This is a genomic window from Micromonospora sp. NPDC085948 (assembly GCF_040686315.1).
Classification (GTDB): domain Bacteria; phylum Actinomycetota; class Actinomycetes; order Mycobacteriales; family Micromonosporaceae; genus Micromonospora.
On record NZ_JBFBJW010000007.1, the window covers coordinates 1 to 20,788 of the forward strand.

21 protein-coding genes are annotated in these 20,788 nt (G+C 69.6%); 11 read left to right on the top strand and 10 right to left on the bottom strand.

Translation table 11 applies throughout. The annotated features are described in order from the left end of the window. Positions 1-94 precede the first annotated feature (94 nt). Together AB0O48_RS19610 and AB0O48_RS19615 are read right to left on the bottom strand one after the other, a co-directional pair. The gene (locus AB0O48_RS19610; protein ID WP_357252069.1) at positions 95-961 is read right to left on the bottom strand and encodes an alpha/beta hydrolase; all 867 of its coding nucleotides are present in this window, start codon (positions 959-961) and stop codon (positions 95-97) included. Positions 962-1,444: 483 nt separating this feature from the next. After that, the gene (locus tag AB0O48_RS19615) at positions 1,445-2,056 is read right to left on the bottom strand and encodes a TetR family transcriptional regulator (RefSeq protein ID WP_357252072.1); all 612 of its coding nucleotides are present in this window, start codon (positions 2,054-2,056) and stop codon (positions 1,445-1,447) included. 87 nt (positions 2,057-2,143) lie between these two features. Here AB0O48_RS19615 and AB0O48_RS19620 point away from each other — a divergent pair, with 87 nt between their 5' ends. Beyond that, positions 2,144-3,406: an NAD(P)/FAD-dependent oxidoreductase gene (locus tag AB0O48_RS19620; protein WP_357252075.1), complete on the top strand. Its 1,263-nt coding sequence runs from the start codon at positions 2,144-2,146 to the stop codon at positions 3,404-3,406. A 14-nt stretch (positions 3,407-3,420) separates the two neighbouring features. On the opposite strand, the gene AB0O48_RS19625 is transcribed toward AB0O48_RS19620, so the two are convergent. From AB0O48_RS19625 to AB0O48_RS19640, 4 genes are read right to left on the bottom strand one after another with little or no spacing between them, the layout of a single operon-like run. Next, positions 3,421-4,260, bottom strand: a complete 840-nt coding sequence (locus tag AB0O48_RS19625; RefSeq protein ID WP_357252078.1) for a metal ABC transporter permease — start codon at positions 4,258-4,260, stop codon at positions 3,421-3,423. Continuing rightward, positions 4,244-5,134, bottom strand: coding sequence for a metal ABC transporter permease (locus AB0O48_RS19630; RefSeq protein ID WP_357252081.1), 891 nt, complete (start codon positions 5,132-5,134; stop codon positions 4,244-4,246). Before AB0O48_RS19630 ends, AB0O48_RS19625 begins: the two co-directional genes overlap by 17 nt. Beyond that, complete coding sequence (locus AB0O48_RS19635; protein WP_365067303.1) at positions 5,131-5,901, bottom strand: metal ABC transporter ATP-binding protein; 771 nt, start codon at positions 5,899-5,901, stop codon at positions 5,131-5,133. The genes AB0O48_RS19630 and AB0O48_RS19635 overlap by 4 nt, the downstream gene beginning before the upstream one ends. Position 5,902: 1 nt before the next feature. Beyond that, positions 5,903-6,871 carry a metal ABC transporter substrate-binding protein gene (locus AB0O48_RS19640; protein WP_357252088.1) on the bottom strand — a complete coding sequence of 323 codons (969 nt, stop codon included), beginning with the start codon at positions 6,869-6,871 and terminating at the stop codon, positions 5,903-5,905. 225 nt (positions 6,872-7,096) lie between these two features. Here AB0O48_RS19640 and AB0O48_RS19645 point away from each other — a divergent pair, with 225 nt between their 5' ends. Next, complete coding sequence (locus tag AB0O48_RS19645; protein WP_357252090.1) at positions 7,097-7,483, top strand: DUF302 domain-containing protein; 387 nt, start codon at positions 7,097-7,099, stop codon at positions 7,481-7,483. 105 nt (positions 7,484-7,588) lie between these two features. Here the strand turns inward: AB0O48_RS19645 and AB0O48_RS19650 are convergent, their stop codons facing one another. After that, positions 7,589-8,404 (bottom strand): class I SAM-dependent methyltransferase, encoded by an 816-nt coding sequence (locus AB0O48_RS19650; RefSeq protein WP_365067307.1) that lies wholly within the window; start codon positions 8,402-8,404, stop codon positions 7,589-7,591. A 244-nt stretch (positions 8,405-8,648) separates the two neighbouring features. Here AB0O48_RS19650 and AB0O48_RS19655 point away from each other — a divergent pair, with 244 nt between their 5' ends. Further along, positions 8,649-9,641: an NAD-dependent epimerase/dehydratase family protein gene (locus AB0O48_RS19655; protein ID WP_365067310.1), complete on the top strand. Its 993-nt coding sequence runs from the start codon at positions 8,649-8,651 to the stop codon at positions 9,639-9,641. A 52-nt stretch (positions 9,642-9,693) separates the two neighbouring features. Here AB0O48_RS19655 and AB0O48_RS19660 read toward each other — a convergent pair whose 3' ends face one another. The 3 genes from AB0O48_RS19660 to AB0O48_RS19670 all read right to left on the bottom strand — a co-directional run bounded on the left by AB0O48_RS19660 (position 9,694) and on the right by AB0O48_RS19670 (position 11,940). Next, complete coding sequence (locus AB0O48_RS19660; protein ID WP_365067313.1) at positions 9,694-10,515, bottom strand: alpha/beta hydrolase; 822 nt, start codon at positions 10,513-10,515, stop codon at positions 9,694-9,696. A gap of 19 nt (positions 10,516-10,534) precedes the next feature. Next, positions 10,535-11,104 carry a DJ-1/PfpI family protein gene (locus AB0O48_RS19665; RefSeq protein ID WP_357252101.1) on the bottom strand — a complete coding sequence of 190 codons (570 nt, stop codon included), beginning with the start codon at positions 11,102-11,104 and terminating at the stop codon, positions 10,535-10,537. A 92-nt stretch (positions 11,105-11,196) separates the two neighbouring features. Then, on the bottom strand, positions 11,197-11,940 hold the full coding sequence (locus AB0O48_RS19670; protein ID WP_357571241.1) for a GntR family transcriptional regulator: 744 nt from the start codon (positions 11,938-11,940) through the stop codon (positions 11,197-11,199). Positions 11,941-12,353: 413 nt separating this feature from the next. On the opposite strand from AB0O48_RS19670, the gene AB0O48_RS19675 reads away from it, so the two are divergent. From AB0O48_RS19675 to AB0O48_RS19710, 8 genes are all read left to right on the top strand, one after another. Then, a complete protein-coding gene (locus tag AB0O48_RS19675; protein ID WP_357571242.1) occupies positions 12,354-13,760 on the top strand; it encodes an extracellular solute-binding protein in 1,407 nt (468 codons plus the stop codon). Beyond that, positions 13,757-14,707, top strand: coding sequence for a sugar ABC transporter permease (locus AB0O48_RS19680; RefSeq protein WP_357252106.1), 951 nt, complete (start codon positions 13,757-13,759; stop codon positions 14,705-14,707). Before AB0O48_RS19675 ends, AB0O48_RS19680 begins: the two co-directional genes overlap by 4 nt. After that, positions 14,707-15,618 carry a carbohydrate ABC transporter permease gene (locus AB0O48_RS19685; protein WP_357252109.1) on the top strand — a complete coding sequence of 304 codons (912 nt, stop codon included), beginning with the start codon at positions 14,707-14,709 and terminating at the stop codon, positions 15,616-15,618. The genes AB0O48_RS19680 and AB0O48_RS19685 overlap by 1 nt, the downstream gene beginning before the upstream one ends. Continuing rightward, on the top strand, positions 15,618-16,685 hold the full coding sequence (locus tag AB0O48_RS19690; protein ID WP_357571243.1) for an ATP-binding cassette domain-containing protein: 1,068 nt from the start codon (positions 15,618-15,620) through the stop codon (positions 16,683-16,685). Before AB0O48_RS19685 ends, AB0O48_RS19690 begins: the two co-directional genes overlap by 1 nt. Then, positions 16,685-17,761 carry an ABC transporter ATP-binding protein gene (locus tag AB0O48_RS19695; protein WP_357252114.1) on the top strand — a complete coding sequence of 359 codons (1,077 nt, stop codon included), beginning with the start codon at positions 16,685-16,687 and terminating at the stop codon, positions 17,759-17,761. The genes AB0O48_RS19690 and AB0O48_RS19695 overlap by 1 nt, the downstream gene beginning before the upstream one ends. 148 nt (positions 17,762-17,909) lie before the next feature. Beyond that, a complete protein-coding gene (locus tag AB0O48_RS19700) occupies positions 17,910-19,370 on the top strand; it encodes an NAD-dependent succinate-semialdehyde dehydrogenase (protein WP_365067322.1) in 1,461 nt (486 codons plus the stop codon). After that, positions 19,367-19,507: a hypothetical protein gene (locus tag AB0O48_RS19705; protein WP_357252119.1), complete on the top strand. Its 141-nt coding sequence runs from the start codon at positions 19,367-19,369 to the stop codon at positions 19,505-19,507. Before AB0O48_RS19700 ends, AB0O48_RS19705 begins: the two co-directional genes overlap by 4 nt. Continuing rightward, a complete protein-coding gene (locus tag AB0O48_RS19710; protein ID WP_357252122.1) occupies positions 19,500-20,717 on the top strand; it encodes an iron-containing alcohol dehydrogenase in 1,218 nt (405 codons plus the stop codon). The genes AB0O48_RS19705 and AB0O48_RS19710 overlap by 8 nt, the downstream gene beginning before the upstream one ends. The last annotated feature ends 71 nt before the right edge of the window (positions 20,718-20,788 follow it).

The following is a 20,788-nucleotide window of genomic DNA, read 5'->3' on the forward strand; positions in this document are numbered from 1 at the left end:
CCCGGGTGGGGTGGGGTGCCCCACCCGGCCGGGGGGGGGGGGGGCGGGGGCCCCCCCCCGCCACCACTGTTGCTGCCGATGGCAGGAGGTTCGGTCAGGCGGTCGTCCGGGCCGCCTCCAGGATGACCTCGGTAACCTCACCGGGATGCGAGATCAGGCCCAGGTGACCGGCGTCGATCCGGGTGATGTCGGCCCCCGCCCGCTTCATCATCGCCTCCTGGCTGGCCGGCGGGATGACCCGGTCCTCGGTGCCGATCACTGCCCATACCGGGATCGTCTTCCACGCCGGCTCGGTGGCCGGCACCGCCAGGGCGTTCGTGGCCAACGCGGCCTGGGTCACGGCGAGCACCTCCGCCTGGCGGCGGGGCAGACCGTTGGCGAAGCCGGGGATGAACACCTTCGGCAGGACGTACGCGTCGGCCGCACCTTCCGGGGCACCCGGGAACGGCACGAGCTTGAAGACGCTCGTGGGGTCGGTCAGGGCCGGCTCCAGCACCGAGCCGGAGCCGGCCGTGAGCTCCTCGACGGTCTCGCCCTTCTCCGGAGCGAAAGCGTCGACGAACACGAGCGCCTTGACGTTCTTGTTGCCGGTCGCAGCATCGCTTGTGACGAAACCGCCGTAGGAGTGGGCCGCGATGACGACGGGACCCTCGATGGTGGACAGGAAGTCCTTCAGGTAGCCGCTGTCGATCGTCGGCCCCCGGTTGGGTTGCGGCGCGACCTGCACCTCGAAGCCGCGTGCCTGGAGTCTGCGGACCTCCCCGCTCCAGCTCGAGCCGTCGGCCCAGGCGCCGTGCACCAGGACGATCGTCGGTCTGCCGTCACTCCCCCGGTCGGGGGTTGGTTGCACACCGCCGTCCGCGAACACGTGTGGGGCGGATGAGCCGAGCACCGTCACCAGCGTTGCGGCGACGAGCGTTGCGGCGATGGTCTTCGGCCGACGTAGCGAGATACCGAGCATGTCTCGTCTCCCTCGTTGGTAAGTGACTTACGAACGTGGGCAGGCTGCGATACCGCCAAGACGTGCTTCACCGCCCGATCCTCACCGTACTAACCTTCAGCGGATATCTCGGACAGAAGACGAAAGATGCTCAAATTTCAGTATGGTGAGGGACACACGGAGCCGCCACCGCCATACCCCTGGGCAGTGGCTCAGGCGATGATCTCGGCCATCCGTCCGGGCTGCTCCAGCATGATGAAGTGGCCGGGTCGGGAACGCCCGTGCTGCCGGCGAACCGCCCTTCATGATCGTCGCGGTGCCGAACCGATTCTCGGCGGCACCCAGGAGCGGGCCGATCACCGGGAGGGCGGCGCCGCCGAGGATGACGTTGGCCGTGCGTCGTCCACGGCGTACACCGTCGGCGAAGCCTCGGCTGTCGAGTCGCCGACCGCGGCGGTCTGCCCGCTCGGACACTGACACGGGGCGCCCGGCAACGCTCTCGCCCTAGACCGGTTCGGCGAGGCGGGCGATGACGCGACGTAGCTGCTCGGCGTAGGCGTGGAGGAATTCCGGTGAGTCGGCGGCGAGGCCGGTCATCCGACGGGCGACCTGGGGCAGCACCGTCGGCGCCAGTGTCGCCGCGAAGAGCAGCACCTGGACGTACGCGGGGTCCAGATCGTCGGCGAGCTCACCGGCCTGCTGCCGGCGACGCATGTCGTCGACCATCGCGGCGAAGTAGTCGTCGGTCACCGGGTCGGCATCCGACTCGGCCCGGGTGAGCCCCTCCCAGGCGAGCAGCCGCGCCCACGACCGCTGCGGGTCACCGGGGGTGAGGAACCCGCTCACGATCTCAGCCAACGGCAGGTCCGGTCGGGCGGCGCCGTTGGTCGTCTCCCAGGTGCGCTGAAGGGCCCGGTAGAGGCCGTCCTTGCCGTCGAAGTAGTACGAGATCAACTGCTGGTTGACCCCGGCGCGGGCGGCGATCGCGCCAGTCCGGGCACCGGCGAAACCATGTTCGCTGAACTCGATGAACGCCGCGTCGAGGATGCGCTCACGGGTGCGCTCGGGATCGCGTTTGCGCTGTTCACCACTCGGGGACCGGCGAGGCTTGCCCATGAAGATCACCGTAACACGGTCATCCGGGCAACTATCTCAATCAACTGTTTGATTGACAGTGGCATGCAGTTGAGTGATAGTCGGTGCATGGTCACACCCAGCGTCATGATCATCGGTGCCGGTATCGGCGGCCTGTGCCTGGCCCAGGGCCTACGCCGCGCCGGAGTGTCGGTGACCGTCCACGAACGCACCAAGGCCCGCACCGACTGGCTTCAGGGCTACCGCATCCACATCAACCCGAACGGCAGCAGAGCGCTGCACGCGTGCCTACCGCCCGCCACCTGGCAGACTTTCCTCGACACCGTCTCGATCGACACCGGCGGCTTCGGTTTCACCACCGAGCGGCTCGACGACCTGGTCCGCTTCACCCCCGAGGAGATCACGCCGGCCGGCGCTCCCGAAGGACGGCACTACGGTGTCAGCAGGATCAGCCTGCGCGAGGTGCTGCTGTCCGGCATGGATGACGTGGTGCGGCTGGACCACGAATTCACGCACTATGAGGCGACGACCGACGGGCGGGTGACCGCCTACTTCACCGACGGCGGCACGGCCACCGCCGACGTGCTCATCGGTGCCGACGGCGCCAACTCACGAGTACGCCGCCAACTACTCCCCCACGCGCGGCGCGTCGACACCGGCGTCGTGGCGGTCGCCGGCAAACATCGCCTCGCCGACGCGACCCTACCCAGGGTGCTGACCCAGGACGTCAACCTCGTGATCCCGAAAAGCCGTGGATCCTTCTTCACCGCGGTGTGGCACCCCGGCCCGCAGGTGATCGCCCCGCCGGACCAGTTCCTGCTCGACAACACCACTGCCTACCTCCTCTGGGGCTACACGGACGCGGCGACGGCTTTCCCGGCCGAGGGCGTCGAGTCCCTCCCCGGAACGGACCTCCAACGCCTGGTGCTGAACCGCACCGACGGATGGGCACCGGCACTACGGGAAGTGATCGCCGGCTCCGACCCACAGACGATCAACGCCATCCGGGTGCGCACTGCCACTCCCGTCAAGGCGTGGGAGACCGGACGGGTCACCCTCCTGGGCGACGCGATCCACAACATGACCCCGATGGCGGGGATCGGCGCCAATACCGCGCTGCGCGACGCCGCCCTGCTGTGCGTCAAGCTCACCGAGGTCCACGCCGGCACGACCGCGATGGTGCCCGCTCTGCACGACTACGAACGTCAGATGCTCGACTACGGCTTCGCTGCGGTGCGACAGTCGCTGCGCAACGCCCGCCAGGCGAGGAGCACCAACCGCCTGGCCAGGACCGCATTCCGCGCGGCACTGCGTACCGCCAGTGCCGTACCGCCGCTGCGTCGCCGGATGGCCACCCAACTCGGCCAGTGACCGGTGTGCGGTGCTCATGCCGGGAACGTCCGCAGGCGGGCGGTCGCCGTGGGCCGGGATCTGACCAGCCGGGACAGCACTGTCGACAGGGCCAGGATCGCGGTGGCGGTCAGGGTGATGCTCGCGCCGGCGGCGACGTCCCAGTGGCTCGACGCGTACAGGCCGCCGAGCCCGCTGAGGGCGCCGAGCGTGACGGCCAGGGCGGTGATGGTGCTCAGCCGGTGCGACCACTGACGCGCCGCGGCCGCCGGCGCGACGATGAGGGCGAGGGCGAGGATCGTGCCGATGGCCGGGACGATCGTCACGACCGCCGCCTGGATGGCGAGCAGCAGCACGACGTCCCAGACACCGGTGGCGAAGCCGGCCGCCTGCGCGCCGGTCCGGTCGAAGCCGCTGTAGCGCAGCGGACGGGCGCAGGCCAGCAGGACGGCCACGACGACGACGAGCACGACGGCGGTGGTCCCGAGGTCCTGCGGGCTGACGGTGAGGATCGACCCGACCAGAAACGAGGTCAGGTCTCGGCTGAAGCCGTTCTGGGTGGCGACGAGCCCGGCGCCGAGGGCGAAGCCGCCGGAGAGCAGGACGCCTGTCGCCGCGGCCGTGTTCTGGCTCCTGTGGCGGCTGAGCACGCCGACACCCAGCGCGACGATCGCGCCGGCGACCACACCGCCGACGACGATGTTGACGCCGATGATGGACGCCGCCACCACCCCGGGGAACGTGGCGTGGGTCAGTGCCATGGTGAAGAAGGACAGCCGACGGAGTACGACGTGGACGCCGACGAGTCCGGCGAGCGCGCCGGCGAGCAGCACCTCGGCCGTGGCCCGGTGCAGCGCGTCATCCCACCAGTTCATGGGGGGACCTCCGTGCCTCGGTGGAGATGCTCTGCCCGTGGTTGCGTCTCGACCGCAGCGCGCCCAGTGGGAGCAGCAGCAGGTAGGCGAGCACGAGCAGCAGGACGACCGCGGAGGCCGAGGTCAGGGAGATGCCGTAGTCGACCGATGCGGTCCAGCTCGTCAGCAGGCCACCGTATGCGGCGACGAGGATGAGCCCGGTGCCGATCACCGCCATCAGCGGCAGGCGTGTGGTGAGCATGCGGGCGGTCGCGGCCGGCACGATGAGCAACGCCACCACGAGGATGGTGCCGACGGCGCGTACCGCGGCGACGACGACGAGCGCGACGATGATGTTGAGCAGCAGATCGAGCCCGGCGATCCGGAAGCCGGCGGCGGCCGCTCCGGCCGGGTCGAAGGTCCGGAAGACCAGAGCGCGGGCGCTGACCAGCAGCAGCCCGAGGATGACGACCGCCAGCACGGCGGTCTCCGCGATCTGGCGCGGCGTCACCGTCAGGATGCGCCCGAAGAGGAACGACGTCAGATCCGAGGTGTACGAGGAGCGCCGCGACACGAGCACCACGCCGATCGAGAACATGGCGGTGAGCACCACGGCGGTGGCGGCATCGTCGGACAGCGCCCCGCCACGGCTGAACAGGGTCAGCGCCACCGCCGTCACGACGCCGGCGACCAGCGCCCCGACCACGATGCCCTCGATGCCACCGGCCAGGAACCCGATGACGACGCCGGGAAACACGGTGTGCGTCAGCGCGTCGGAGACGAACGACAGGCGGCGGGCGAAGACGAAGACACTCACCGGTCCGCAGACGAGGGCGAGCAGCGTGAGCTCGGCCAGGGCACGCCCCAGGAACGGTACGGTGAACGGCTCGATCACGGCTCCACCAGCACTGTCCGGCCGTCTCTCCACTCGATGGCGTGTCCGCCGTACGCGCGGCGCAGCGTCTCGGCGGTCAACGTCTCGTCGGGTGGGCCGACCGCCCACTGCCGGCCGTTGAGCACGCAGACCGTGTCGGCGAGTTCGTGCGCGACCGTCAGGTCGTGGGTGCTCAGCACCAGGGTGGTCCCGGCCGCGCTGAGGTCGCGCAGGACGGACAGGATGGCGTCCTGGCTCACCGCGTCGACGCCGTTGAACGGCTCGTCCAGGAGCAGCAGTCGTGGCTCGGCGGCGATGGCGCGGGCCAGCAGCACCCGCTGGCGTTGACCGCCGGAGAGCACGCCGAAGTGGGTCTTCGCGTGCTCGACGAGGCCGAGCCGGTCGAGCGCCTCGTGGACCGCTCGACGGTCGGCGGCGCGGGTGGGGCGCCACCAGCCGATGCGTCGGTAGCGGCCCATCATGACGACCTGGCCCGCGGTCACCGGGAAATCGGCGTCGAGGGAGTCGGTCTGCGGGACGTATCCGGTGCGGGTCCGAGCCTGGGCCGGCGCGCCCCCGAGGACGGTGGACGTGCCGGCGAGGACCGGCACCAGGCCGAGGATCGACGTGATCAGCGTGGACTTGCCGGCGCCGTTCGGCCCGACCAGCGCCAGGCGCTGCCCGGGGACCAGGTCGAGGTTGACGTCGGTGAGCACCGGCGTGCCGTGGTAGCCGACGCTCACCTCGGTGTAGCGAACGGCGGCGCCGGCCACCGCGACATCGCCCATCTCAGCCGCCCAGAGCCGTGACGATGACCTGGGTGTTGTGCCGCTCCGCGCCGAGGTACGTGCCCTGGGGCGTGCCCTCGGCGCCGATGCTGTCGCCGTAGAGGGCGTCCGCACCGCCGATGACCTTGACGCCGGCCTGGGTGGCGATCGCCTCCGCGCTCTTGGGCGGCAGCGACGTCTCCGCGAAGATGGCCTTCGTACCCGTGGCCTTGATCTTGGCAACGAGGTCGTTGAGCTGCTTCGCACTCAGCTCGGCGGAGGTGTCGAGGCTGGGGATGACCGAGCCGACGAACTGCAATTTGTACCGGTCGACGTAGTAGCCGAAGGCATCGTGGTTGGTCACGAGCTTGCGTTGCTCGGCAGGGATCCGGGCGAAGGCCGCCTCGTTGTCCGCGTCGAGCTTGTCGAGTTCGGCCCTGTAGCTCTTCAGATTGCCGGCGAAGGCGGCCGCGTGCGCGGGGTCGGCCGCGGCGAGGCTTTTCTCGATGTTGGCGACCATCGTCTTGGCGTTCAACGGGTTGTGCCAGATGTGTGGGTCGTGCGCCTCGGCCTCGTGCGCGCCCTCGCCCTCCTCGTGGCCGCCCTCGCGCAGGGTGACGCCCTGACTGGAGTCGACGAGGGCGCCCTTGAAGCCGGCCGACTCGATGGTCTGGTCGAGCCACCCCTCGAGGCCGACACCGTTCTTGACGACGATGGCGGCCTTGCCGATCGCCTGGATGTCGGCCGGCGTGGGCTCGTAGTCGTGCGGGTCGACGTTGGGCTTGATGATCTGGGTCACGGTGACGTCGCTGCCGCCGATGGTGCGGACGAAGTCGGCCACCTCGGGGGTGGTGGCGACCACCGCGAGCCTCGTGCCGGACGAGGTGTTGCCGCTGCCCTCGGCCGCGTCCTCCCCCGAGCCACAACCGCCGAGGAGAACGAGCGCGGCGGCTGCCGCCGCTGCGATGATCGTGCGTTGTCCATGCTTCACGAAACGCTCCATTCCTGAGGCACGGAACGGTAATCGTTTTCATTAAGTATCGTCTAATGGCGAGATGACCACACGTGCATGTGTCCCCGCCCCCGGCGCTCAGGGAGGCGGCGACGGTTGGCACCCAACCCGGGTGTCGTTTCGCGGCGAACCTCCCCGGACCAGCCTCGCTTGTGGGGAGGATGAGAGGTATTCGCCCAGGGACGCGGTGAGCGGAGGTCGGTCGTGCACGACGGATTGGTGACCAGGCGCAGCGCCCGGGGTGTCGGAGAGACGATCTCCGCGCTGAGGGCTGAGGCGGAACGCGTAGGCGCCGCGGTGGTGGCGGTCGTCGACCACGCGGCGGCCGCCGGCAAGGCCGGGCTGAGCATGCCCGACACCCAGGTGATCATTTTCGGGAACCCGCAGGCGGGCACTCCGCTCATGCAGGCCCGGCCCGAGATCGCGATCGACCTGCCGATGCGAGTCATGGTGCGAGACGACGGCCAGCCTGGCTCGCTGATCACCTGGCAGGATCCGGCGTACCTCGCCCAGCGCTACGGACTGGGCGAGGACCAGCTGGCACCCCTACGCGCCCCGGCCACGATCGCCTCCGCGATCGACGGCGGCTGAGCGCGGCCCTCGGCGTCCCGGCGACGCGGCTCGGTCCGGATCCTCCAGGTCGCGAGGAGCGGCACGCCGATCTGGACGTTGCTGGCACCCACGGCGGCGCGCCCGTCAACGCTGGTTCGGCGGAACCGTCGTCGGTGCGGTACCGCGGATCGCCCAGGCCCGAGCCGTCAGCCGGATCGACCCGTCGAGTTCGGTCGGCAGTCGGGCGGCGAGCAGATCCCGCAGGGCGGTCCGCTGCGCTTCGCCCAGCGAGGCCAGGTAGGCCGGGGCGGAGCCCTGCCCACCGAGGAACGGTGTCCAGTAGTCGTTGAAGTCGGTGAAGACCGTTGGCACGTCGAGCGCCTGCACCGAAACATCCGTCAGTCCGGCGTCGCGCCACAGCGTCCGCAACGGCTCCGGGTGGCACAGCGCGAAGCGGTGCCGGTCGTCGCGGGCAGCCGCTGCGGGATCGAGCGCGCTGGCGGCGTCCCAGAAATGGCGCATCATCGCCATCCCCTCGGCGTAATCCCAGACATACGCGGCCACCACCCCGCCCGGGGCGACCACCCGAGCGAACTCCGCCACCGCCCGTGCCGGCTCGGGGACGAAGTTCAGTACCAACCCGCTGACGACCACGTCGACGGCACCATCCTCCAGGGGCAGCACCTGGGCGTCACCGACCGCGAAGCCCGCGCGCGCGTCGGTGACCCCGGAGCGGGCCTGCCGCACGAAGCCGTCAGAGGGATCCACACCGGTGATCCGACGCGGCTGAGCTGTGCGCAGCACCGTCGAGGTCAACACGCCGGTGCCGCTGCCCACGTCGAGCCACCGCAGTTCGGCCGGCAGATCAAGCCAGCGCAGGAACGTCACCGCGACGAGTCGGCTCCACCGACCCACGTACGCCTCGTAGGCCGCACCGTCCTGCCAGACCGGAGATGACATTCCCGCACCATACGGCGAACCCGCCGTCCGGGAGCCCATCTCCCCGCGTAGCTGCCGCCGACGGTCCCGCGTTTTCCACACTTGCCGCCGGGAGGACGCCTCAACCAGGTCGCCGCCGCCTACGCCGAACAACTGTCGGCACGCTCGGCATCATCGGTCCACAGCCGGCTGACACGTCCACCGCGATTCTGCCATCAGCGAGCAGTCCTATCCCCCGGCGGGAATCACCTGGCACAGTTCCGGCATGAAACTGCTCGTACTCGGCGGCACGGGCTTCGTCGGACGCGCCATCGTCGACGAAGCCCGAGCTCGTCGGGCCCACGTCACTGTCTTCAACCGCGGCCACCGCCGCACCCCGGACGGGATCACCGCCCTCATCGGTGACCGCACCACACCGGACGGCCTCGCAGCCCTGCGCACCGGCACCTGGGACCTCGTCGTCGACACCTGGTCCGGTGCACCCGCCGCCGTGCGTGACGTCGGCACCGTGCTCGCCGGACGCATCGGGCACTACACCTACATCTCCAGCCGCTCGGTCTACACCTACCCGCCCGCCGCGCACCTCGCCGAAGACGGACCTGTGGTCGCTGGCTCACCCGACAGTGACGGGGTCGACGTCGACTACGCAGCCCTCAAGCGTGGTGCGGAAATCGCCGCCCAACAGGCATTCGACGGAGAAGCCCTGCTCGCCCGCGCCGGCCTCATCCTCGGACCGTACGAGGACATCGGCCGTCTGCCGTACTGGCTGCTCCGCATCGCCCGCGGCGGCACCGTGGCCGCGCCCGGCCCACGCGACCTCGACCTGCAATACGTCGACGCGCGCGATCTCGCCGCTTTCGTCCTCGACGGCGGCGCCGCTGGGCTCGCCGGCCCCTACAACGTGGTCAGCCCTCCCGGCCACACCACCACGGGTGATCTGCTCGACACCTGCGTGCGGGCCACCGGCTCGGACGCCACGCTGCGCTGGATCGACCCCGCCACCATCGCCGCTGCCGGCGTCACTCCCTGGACGCAGTTGCCATGCTGGCTACCGCCCGGACCCGAGCACGCCGGCATGCATCGCGGCGACGTCAGCAAGGCCCTCGCGGCCGGCCTGCGATGCCGACCCGTCCGCGACACCGTCATCGACACCTGGGCCTGGCTACAGACCCTCAATGGCCCTCCCTACCAACGCCCCGACCGGCCGCAAGCCGGACTCACCGCGGAGGCGGAGGCCGCGCTGCTCGCCGCCGCCTGACGCGCCGCACCCACAGATCTGCTGAACGCGGGCCGCGGAGCTGCCGCAGCGGTCACTGACCTCGGTCCGGGTGGAGGAAGCAGGACAGCAGTTGCCTGAACTCGTGCGGGTGCTCGATCGCCGGCACGTGCCCGCATCGGCCGAACACGTGCAGGCGGACGTCGGCCAGGTGATCGAGCAGGGGCTGGGCTGCCGTTTCGAGCGGGGTGACCCGGTCCTCCGCGCCGTGCACGAGCAGCACGGGCACGCGCACGGCTGCCAGCGTCTGCGCCGAGAGAGTGAGGCCCTCGACCCATCGCGCCCTGGGTGGAGGGAACAACGACGCGAATGCCGCCGCCCCCGCTCGCATCGCAGCCGCACGGGCATCGACGGCCGAGTCGGTCACGAGCGCCTGGTCGAGGACGAGACGGCTCAGCATGTCTCGTGCCCCGTCCGGGCCGGCGGGGGCGGCCCAGATCGCGTCGAGCTCGGCGGACAGCGGCGCCCCGGGAGCGCCCATCGTCGAGACCGCCACGACATGGGTGACCTGCTGGGGGCGCGCGGCCGCCAACGCCAGCGCCACGGCACCACCCATGGAGTGACCCACCACGGCGTAGTGCTCGATACCGAGAGCATCCATCAGGCCCGCGGCCTGCTCCGTCCACAGTCGGAGCCCACCCCGGGAGCCCGCCGGGACAGGCGTACCGCCGAACCCCGCCTGGTCAGGAGCCACCACGTGCCGGGACGTGCCCAGCGCCTGTGCCGTCGCTGCCCAGGCGCCGGACCCGGTCGTGCCGGGTCCGGAGCCGTGCAGCATCAGCACCGCGGGCCCGGTGCCGCTCTCCAGGAGGTGGACCGGGGAGCCGTCGACTGCGACAGTCCGAAGTGCCGTCACCGGGGCAGGCCAGGTGCGCTCATGCCGACGCGGAGTTGACCGACTTCGAGAAGAGCTCCATCATCGCCCTGCCGAACTGCGGCATGTCGGGCCACCCCCGGCAGGAGACGAGGTTGCCGTCTACGACGTCGGGAGCGTCGATGACCGTCGCGCCCGCGTTCTCCATGTCACCGGTGATCGGGGGGAAGCACGCCGTCTTCCGACCCTTCAGCAGCCCGTACACCGCTGGCACCTGCGCGCCGTGGCACACCAGCGCGATGGGGAGGTTGCGCGCGAAGAAGTGCTCGGTGATGCGCCGGACGTCGGCGTCGACCCGGATCCACTCGGGGGCACGTCCCCCGGGGATGATGAGGGCGTCATAGCGCTCGACGTCGACGTCGGCCCAGGGCACGTCGACCGCCAGCTTGCGGCCGTTCTTCTCCACGTACGCGTCGGAGTTGGGGTCGAACTCGTGGATGACCAGTTGCACGTCACGCGTCGTCCGGGACGAGACGTCGACGTCCCAGCCACCCTCCTGGACGCGATAGTAGGGATACATCGTGTCGAGTTCCTCGGCGGCGTCGCCGGTCAGGAGCAGCGCTCGGGGCACCTGCTTCTCCTCACAACTGGGGGGACGGGTGAGGTGGATCCAATCCGATCCGATTCGATCGATTGTTAGCATTCCCCGGCCCAGCCCGCCCGTCAAGCCTCTACCGCGACTCCGTCCGCGTCCTTGACCTCGTCGAACAATCGGCGGAAACGCTCGCCGGATCGGAGGATGTGCCGGCGCATCGCATAGGCGGCGGCGTCGGGGTCACGCGCGGCGATCGCGGCCACCACGTCCTCGTGCTCGGCCATGGCCAGGTGGGTGACCTGGGTGTCGAAGTGGAGTCGGAAGAGGTGCACGTGGCTGTGCAGGCGAGCGAGCGCCTCACGGATGACCTGGTTCTCCGCGCTCAGGGCGACGAGATCGTGAAAAGCGGCATCGCGTAGCCCGAAGGCGCCGTAGGCCATGGGTCCGCTGCCCCCCTCCAGCTCCGCCATCTCCTCCAGCATTCGTCGCAGACCGGCCACCTGCTGCAAGGATGCGCGTTCGGCGGATCTACGGGCCGCCGCCGGCTCGAGGAGCAGGCGGACCTCGAGCATGTCCTCGAAACGGTGACGGGTGATCTGGGGCGGAATGCGGTAGCCGGCATGGGGCACACGCACGACCAGACCCTCGGCCTCCATGCGGTTCAGAGCGTCTCGGATCGGCGTCTGCGAGACCCCCAGCTCCCGCGCCAGGACGTCGATCGTGACGCGGGAGCCGGGCTCGATCCGTAGCGACATCAGCTGTCCGAGCAGGGTGTCGTACACCTCGTCGGCAAGCCGGCCGCCAGATCTTCCCGGCGGCGTTCCGCCTGCCACGGCCCTGCGGCCCGGCGCGATCATCGCTTCCTCGTCCATCGTGACGTGAGGTCCTTTCTTGCGTCTTCGGGAACCTGTTGACATCAGTCACAACGCTGCGGGATGCTGACGCCCCACCAAATCGTATAGGAAACGCGCCGGATGCTTGCCATCCTGCACCATCGCGGAACCGCCCGTCCATCGCTCCACTTCGATCCCTGGAGCGCCCGCGGGCATGCTCGACGTCCCGCTCGGTGCGTCACTGGGCCGCAGGTGGCCGACGGACGTCTCGACGGCATGAAGATCCAGTACATCGCGGCGTACCCGTGCCGCCGGTCCGCGGGTCGGCTCCCGCGACAGCCCGGCGACACGCCTGAACAACCAGCAACTGCACGGCGAAGCGCATAGCGAGGCCTTAGAAGTCCCCACCCAGAAGGCAGGCGAGAAGGATGCGGAATCCGAAGCGAACACGAATGTCCGGTCCCCGGCGAAAGGTACAGCTGGCGACGGCGGCCATGCTGCTGGTGGCCACGACCATGACGGCTTGCGGCGATGACAAGGGTGACGACACGAAGGCGAGCGCCCCCAAGGCGCCGGCGACCATCCCGGAACTCACCAAGGACCCGCTGACCCTCAGCTTCATCTGGTTCGACTGGCCGCCCGCCAAGGCACTGGAGGACTTCGCGAACGCGGAGTACAAGAAGGAGCGGCCGAACGCGACCATCAAGGTCAACACCGTGCCGAACGCGAACTGGCACGATGCGATGTTCACCCAGTTCGCGGCACGCAAGACCGACTTCGACGTCGCGATCCTGGACTCGCAACACATCGGCGAGGCCGTGACGAACGGCAACATCCTCGACCTCACCGACTTCGTCAAGAAGAACATCGACGTCACGGCCTACAACCCGTACCTCCTGGCCGCCTACGGCCAGTACCCCCAGGCGGAGACCGGCAAGCGCGACGAGAACGCCAGCCTGTACGGACTGCCGCTGCTCGGCGACACCTGGACGATGATCTACCGCAAGGACCTGATCGGCGACAAGCCGCCGCAGACCTGGGACCAGATGATCTCAGCCGCCGAGAAGTGCCAGTCGGAGAACCCCGGCGTCAGCGGGCTGGCCTTCCACCAGGCCAACGGCTCCGACGCCGCGGCCGTCACCTACAACACGGTGAACGGCGTCTACGGCGGCAACCTCTGGGACCCCAAGGCGCGCAAGATCGACGGCGTCCTCAACGACACCGCGGGCCAGGAGGCGATGGACGTCCTGGTCAACAAGATGAAGCCGCTGACGGCCAAGGGCTCCGGCAACTGGTTCATCGACGAGGTGAACGCCGCCGTCGCCCAGGGCAAGGCCTGCATCGCGTTCAACTGGATCGCCGCGAGCGGTGGCCTGCTCGATCCGAAGGAGTCGACGCTCGGCACCACGCGGGAGCAGATTCTCGACAAGCTGGGCTTCGCCACCCTGCCGACCCAGAAGACGAACCTGGTCCCGCTCGGCGGCATGGGGATGCACGTGTCGGCCTACTCCGCCGCGGCAAACCAGGCCGAGGCGCTGAACTTCATGGAGTGGTTCGAGCGGGCCGACGTCCAGAAGAAGTGGGCCGCGGCCGGTGGCGTGCCCTCGCGTACGGACGCCCTGCAGTCGCCCGAGTTCCTCAATGCCGGGCCGTTCAACCAGGTGTACACCGACTCGGTTCCGCGCATGCGGGACATGTGGAACGTGCCCGAGTACGCGCGCCTCGTCAACATCGAGAACACCAACGTGAACGCGGCTCTGAACGGTGCGAAGAAGCCGAAGGACGCGCTCGACGACATCGCCAAGGAGCAGCAGGGCGTGCTCGACTCCGGCAACCGCAAGGGTGGCGGCGGACTGTGAGTGACTCCGTCCCTCTGACGACCGACCGTCCCGGGCAGGTGGCGTCGGCGACGCCGCCTGCACCGGGGCGGTCCCGCCGGCTGAGCGACCGCGGGCTCGCCGTGGCCTTCATCTCCCCCGCGCTGCTGCTGTTGCTCGCCATGTCGGTGTTCCCGTTACTGTGGGCGTTGTACCTGTCCTTCACCGACTACTCGGCCACCCGCGGGGGACCCGCCAACTTCATCGGGTTCGGGAACTACACCGCCATCCTGACGTCGGCGCAGGTCCACACGAGGGCCCTGACGACGTTGATCTACGTGGTCGGCGCGGTCGGCCTGCAGACCGTCCTCGGGTTCGGCATCGCCTACCTGATCTCCCGGCGCACGCACGGGCGAGGAGTGCTGACCACCCTGTTCCTGGTCCCGATGATGCTGTCGCCGGTCGTGGTCGGGCTGTTCTGGCGGTTCATGCTCGACGCGCAGTTCGGCGTGGTCAACAGCATGCTCGGCTCGCTCGGCCTGGGGCAGGTGGAGTGGCTCACCCGACAGCGAACGGCGTTGATCTCCCTGGTCGTGGTCGACACCTGGCAGTGGACGCCGTTCATCATGCTCATCGCACTCGCGGGCCTTACCGCGGTGCCCAAGTACCTGTACGAGGCCGCCTCGATCGACCGGGCGTCCGAGTGGTTCAAGTTCCGCACCATCACCCTTCCGCTGGTGTGGCCGCTGCTCCTCATTGCCGTGATGTTCCGGGCCATCGAGGCGTTCCGGCTGTTCGACCTCGTCTACATCCTCACCAACGGTGGCCCGGGTGTCTCCACCGAGACGTTGTCGTTCCACATCTACAAGGTCGCGTTCCTGGGCTTCAACACCGGGACCGCCTCGGCGTACGGAATCCTCATGGTCCTCGTCGTCATCGTCCTCACGCAGCTCTACCTGCGCTATCTGAACAAGCTCAAGGAGGGCTGATGGCCGTCTCCGTCGACGAGGCCGTGTCCACAGGTCCTGCCCGGGATCACACGCCCCCCGCGCGTCGCCTCGGCAGCCGAGGCCGCTCCGTGCTGGAGGTGACGCTGCTGACCGTGCTGGCCGTCGTCATGCTCTTTCCGGTGCTGTGGATGATCGAGACGTCCATCAAGGAGAACCGGGACGTCTACGCGATCCCGGCCAAGTTCTTCGACTTCAAAGTCACTCTGGCCCACTACAAGGACGTGTTCGTCGACCCCGACGGCGGTCGCTCGGCCCTGTCCGTCTCGTTCCTCAACTCCGTCGTGGTCGCCGGAGTCTCCACGGTGCTGGCCACCGTGCTGGGGGTCCCGGCGGCCTGGGCCTACTCACGCTTCGCCGTGAAGGCCAAGAAGGACCAACTGTTCTTCATCCTGTCCACCCGCTTCATGCCGCCCGTGGTGGTCGTGATCCCGATCTTCCTCATGTACCGCCAGGTCGGACTCATCGACAACAAGCTCGGCCTGATCCTCATCTACGCCGCGTTCAACGTCCCGTTCACGATCTGGATGATGAAGGGGTTCGTCGACGAGGTACCCGCCGAGTACGAGGACGCCGCCATGCTCGACGGCTACACCCGACTGCAGGCGTTCCGGCGATTCACCCTTCCCCTGCTCGTGCCCGGCATCGCCGCGACGGCGGTCTTCGCCCTCATCTTCTCCTGGAACGAGTTCGTGTTCGCCACCTTCCTCACCTCCAGCGACAGCGTCCGGACGGCCCCACCCGCCATCGCCGGACTCATCGGCGGCACCACCACGGACTGGGGTCTCGTGGCCGCCGCCTCCGTGGTGTTCGCCCTACCGGTGCTCGTCTTCGCCTACCTGGTGCGCAAGCACCTCATCGCCGGTGTGACCCTCGGGGCGGTGCGACGCTGATGGCGGGCATCGAGGTGACCGCGCTGCACAAGCGCTACCCGGACGGAACGGTCGCGGTCGAGCACGTGGACCTGTCCATCGGCGACGGCGAGCTGTTCGTGATGCTCGGCCCGTCGGGTTGCGGCAAGACGACCACGCTGCGGGCCATCGCCGGCCTGGAGAGGCAGACGACGGGCGACATCCGCATCGGCGACACGCTGGTCAACGACCTGCCGCCCGCCGAGCGCGACATCGCCATGGTGTTCCAGTTCTACGCTCTCTACCCGCATCTGAAGACCCGCGACAACCTGGCGTTCCCACTGCGGGCCGAGGGACTGCCCAAGCCGGAGGTGCACGAGCGGGTCGAGGAGGCCGCCCGGCTGATGCGGCTTGGTCCACTCCTGGACCGGCGACCGCGCCAGCTGTCCGGCGGGGAGCAGCAGCGCGTCGCTCTCGCCCGCGCCCTGGTGCGACGACCGCGCGCCTTCCTCATGGACGAACCCCTCACCAATCTGGACGCGGAGCTGAGGGCGGACATGCGCACCGAGATCAAGCACCTGCAGGGGGAACTGGGGGCGACGATGGTCTACGTCACCCACGACCAGGTCGAGGCGATGTCACTCGGTCACCGGATCGCCATCCTCAACAAGGGCCGCGTCGAGCAGATCGGTACGCCGCTGGAGGTCTACGACCGTCCGGCGAGTCTCTTCTGCGCCGCGTTCATCGGCTCGCCGCCGATGAACCTCATCGAGGTGGAGGTGGCCGACGGGAAGCTGCGCGGTCAGGGCGGACTGGTCCTCACGCCACCGCAGGGCCTGCCGCGCGACCGTCGCCTGGTCGCGGGCGTACGGCCGGAGGCGCTGGAAGTCACCGCACCGGGGGCGGAACGGTCGGTGCCGGCCCGCGTGGTCTCGGCGGAGTGGCTGGGCGACGAGATCATCTACGTGGTCGACCACAGCGGCGAGCGCGACGTACGGGTTCGGATGCCACCGACTGTCCGGTTCGCCGCTGACGCAACGGTCGGGCTGCGGCACACCGGCGGGACCCCGGCGGTCTACGACGTGAGCACGGAAGAGCTGGTGGCCTGATGGGAACCGTGGCAGTACAGGGGCTGTGCAAGTCCTTCGGTAAGGTCCAGGCCCTGGACGGCGTGACGCTGGACGTGCCGGACGGCTCGTTCTTCGTCGTACTCGGGCCGTCCGGGGCGGGCAAGACGACGACCCTGCGGGCGATCGCCGGCCTGGACAAGCTCGACGCCGGGTCGGTGCATCTGGACGGCAGGGACGCGACCGGCGACGCCCCGGCCGCACGCGACCTGGCCATGGTCTTCCAGAGCTACGCCCTCTACCCGCGACACACGGTGTACGAGAACATCGCCTCGCCGCTGCGGGCACGCCGCCGCTCGTCGAGTGAGATCGCCGCCGCCGTCGAGCAGATGTCGAACCTGCTGCACATCGAACGTCTGCTGCAGCGCCGTCCCGCGCAGTTGTCGGGCGGTGAGATGCAGCGGGTCGCCCTGGCCCGAGCGCTGGTCCGTAGCCCGCGCGCATTCCTCATGGACGAGCCGCTGACGAACCTCGACCTCAAGCTCCGCGTCGAGATGCGCACCGAGCTCACCCGCATCCACCGGAGCCTCGGCGCGACCTTCGTCTACGTGACCAACGACCAGGTCGAGGCCCTGTCCATGGCCGACCAGGTCGCGGTCCTCAAGGAGGGCAAGGTGCAGCAGGTCGGCACGCCGACCGAGGTGTACGAGCGCCCCGCCAACACGTGGGTGGCCGGATTCGTCGGGAGCCCGCCGATCAGTCTGCTCGCCTGCCACGCAGAGGGAGATCGTCTGGTCGGCGCGGAAGGGTGGACGCTGCCGCGGCCCCGCTGGACCACGGCCGAGGACGGTCGTGCCCTGCTGCTGGGTCTGCGCGCGGAGGACCTGTCCGTCGAGCAGCGTGGCGACGCGTCGTTGTCGGGTGAGCTCTACGGGCTCGAGCCGCTCGGGGACCGAACGGTGGTCGACGTCCTGGTGGGGGCGGAGATCCTCAAGGTCAAGGCACGACCCACCGTCACCGGTACGCCGGGCGAGCGGCTGCACGTCACGGTCGACCTGGACCGAGCGCACCTGTTCGATGCGGGCACCGGGCTGTCGCTGTCCGAGGCCGGGCGCTGACCGACGAGCGGCGCCGGCACCGTGCGCCACCTTCCACCCGCTCGACAACCTCGCCCCCGACGAGGGTGTGTGACCCGTCCGACCACGCGTACAGCCCGATCGCTGCGGCACGCCGGACAGCACCAAGAAGATCACAGGAGGCGACGCAATGAGTGACCCGATGAACGTCCTGGCCCCCGAGCACCGGCGGCTCCGGATCGGCGACGCCTGGCGCGACGCCGCGAGCGGAGCCACCTTTGCCGTCGAGGACCCCGCCACCGGCAAGACCATCGCCGAGGTGGCCGACGCCGACGTCGTGGACGGGCTCGCCGCTCTGGACGCGGCGAGCACGGCAATGGCGGAGTGGGCGGCGACCCCGCCGCGGAAACGGTCAGAGTTGTTGACCGCGACGTACCGGGCACTGACCGAGCGGTCCGAGGAGGTCGCCCAGCTGATAACGCTCGAGATGGGCAAGCCGCTCGCCGAGGCTCGGGGCGAGGTGGCCTACGGCGCCGAGTTCTTCCGTTGGTTCGCCGAGGAGGCGGTGCGTGTCGAGGGGCGCTACAGCATCGCTCCCGCGGGTGGATACCGCATCCTCACCGTGCCGAAGCCGGTCGGACCGTGCGTCTTCGTGACGCCCTGGAACTTCCCGTTGGCCATGGGCGCCCGCAAGATCGCTCCCGCGTTGGCCGCGGGCTGTACGACGATCACCAAGCCGGCAGGCCAGACGCCACTCACCATGCTGTTGCTGGCCCGCATCATGGAGGAGGTCGGCGTACCCCCGGGTGTCGTCAACGTGGTGACCACCAAGCGTTCCGGCGCGGTGGTCTCCGCTCTGCTGGCCGACAGTCGGACCCGCAAGCTCTCGTTCACCGGGTCGACCGAGGTCGGGCGCGTGCTGCTGCGACAGGCCGCGGACAACGTGCTGCGTACCTCCATGGAACTGGGCGGCAACGCGGCCCTGATCGTGTGTGCCGACGCCGACCTGGACGTCGCGGTCAACGGCGCCATGGTGGCCAAGATGCGCAACATCGGGGAGTCCTGCATCGCGGCCAACCGGATCTACGTCGAGGAGCCGGTGCGCGAGGAGTTCACGGCACGCTTCGCCGAGCGGATGGGCGCGCTGTCGGTGGGACATGGCCTCGACGACGGCGTGGACGTCGGGGCGTTGATCGACGAGGCCTCGGTCAGCACGATCGACGAGCTCGTCGCCGACGCGGTCGATCGTGGCGCCCGGGTCCTGGTGGGCGGCGAGCGTCCGGACGGGCCAGGCTACTTCTACCCGCCCACGGTCCTCGTCGACGTACCGGAGGATGCGCGGATGCTCCGGGCGGAGATCTTCGGCCCGGTGGCGCCGATCATCTCGTTCACGACCGACGACGAGGTGCTGGCGAAGGCCAACGACACCGAGCACGGCCTGGTCGGGTACGTCTTCACCCGTGACCTCCAGCGAGCGCTCCGGTTCGCCGAGGGGCTGGAGACGGGGATGGTCGGCATCAACCGTGGGCTGATCTCGGACCCGTCAGCTCCGTTCGGGGGCGTGAAGCAGTCCGGGATCGGCAAGGAGGGGTCGCACGAGGGCATCCTCGAGTACCTCGACCTCACCTACGCGGCGATCGACCTACCGTGACCGGCCCGCTGCGCCGGGCGCTCGCCTGCGCGACCCGGGCCGCCAACCTCGCCGTCGTCGTCCCGGTCTCACAGGTGACCCGGACGTCCACCCAGCACATCGCCGCCGACGTTCCGGAGAGGCACCGACATGCTTGAGACCGTCCGCGGACCACGCCAACTGATCGTGGGCGAAGGGGTCGCGCAGAACATCCCACGAGTGGTGGCCGAGAGTGGCTCGCGCGTCCTCATCGTGACCGACCGGGTTCTGCTGCGGCAGCCGGGCGTGGCCGAGATCGTGGCCGCGGTGCGGGAGAAGGTCCAGGCCGTCGAGGTGTTCTCCGACGCGACTTCAGACGTGCCCCTCACCGATGTCGCCCTGGCCGTCGCGGCCGCCGCCGAGGTGGACGCCGACGTGATCCTCGCCATCGGGGGTGGCACGGTTATCGACCTCGCCAAAATCGTCGGCGTCATCCGGCGCCACGGTGGGTCACCGCGCGACTTCTACGGCGAGTCGAAGGTGCCGGGGCCGACGGTTCCTCTCGTCGCGGTACCGACGACGTCAGGTACCGGCTCCGAGCTCACCCCCGTCTCGGTGTTGACCGACCCGGACCGCGAGCTGAAAGTGGGTGTCTCCAGCGTCCACATCGTGCCCGACTTCGCCATCGTCGACCCCGAACTCACCTACACCTGCCCCGCGACCGTCACCGCCCACTCCGGCATCGACGCGTTCTGTCACGCGGTGGAGAGCTACACCGCCCGACCCCGCGCCCACGGACCGCGTGACCCGGTGGAACAGGTGTTCCTCGGCCGTAACCAGATCACCGACCACTACGCGCTCCAGGCCGCGGAACGGATCGCCCGTAGCCTGCGTCGTGCTGTCCGGGACGGCGGCGACACGGACGCGCGCGCGGACATGTCCTATGGGTCCATGCTCGCCGGGCTCGCGTTCTCCCACGCGGGCAACGCGGCCCCGCACGCTCTCCAGTACCCCATCGGCGCGGCCACGCACACGCCACACGGCCTGGGCGTCGGGCTGCTCCTGCCCTACGCGCTGGACGCGGCCGGGGATGCCATCGCCGACCGGTTGGCCATCCTCGCCGGGGTGTGCGGGCTCGACGTGACCGGCGCCTCGGATGCCGAGGCCGCAGACACGTTCCTCACCTGGCTCGACGGGCTCCTTGCCGACATCGGGATCCCTCCCACCCTGGCGGACATCGGCGTGGCACGCGCCGACCTTCCCCGCTTCGCGGAGATGGCCAGTGGCGTCACCCGGTTGATCCAAAACCATCCAGGCCCGACCGACACCGCCAGCCTGACCGCGATCCTCGAAGCGGCCTGGACCGGGGACCGGACTCGAAAGTCCTGACTTCGAGCAGGACTGCCCGGCCCGGCCGCAGTGGGTGCCCGCTCACCGCGGCCCGGCCCAGGGCTCGATCG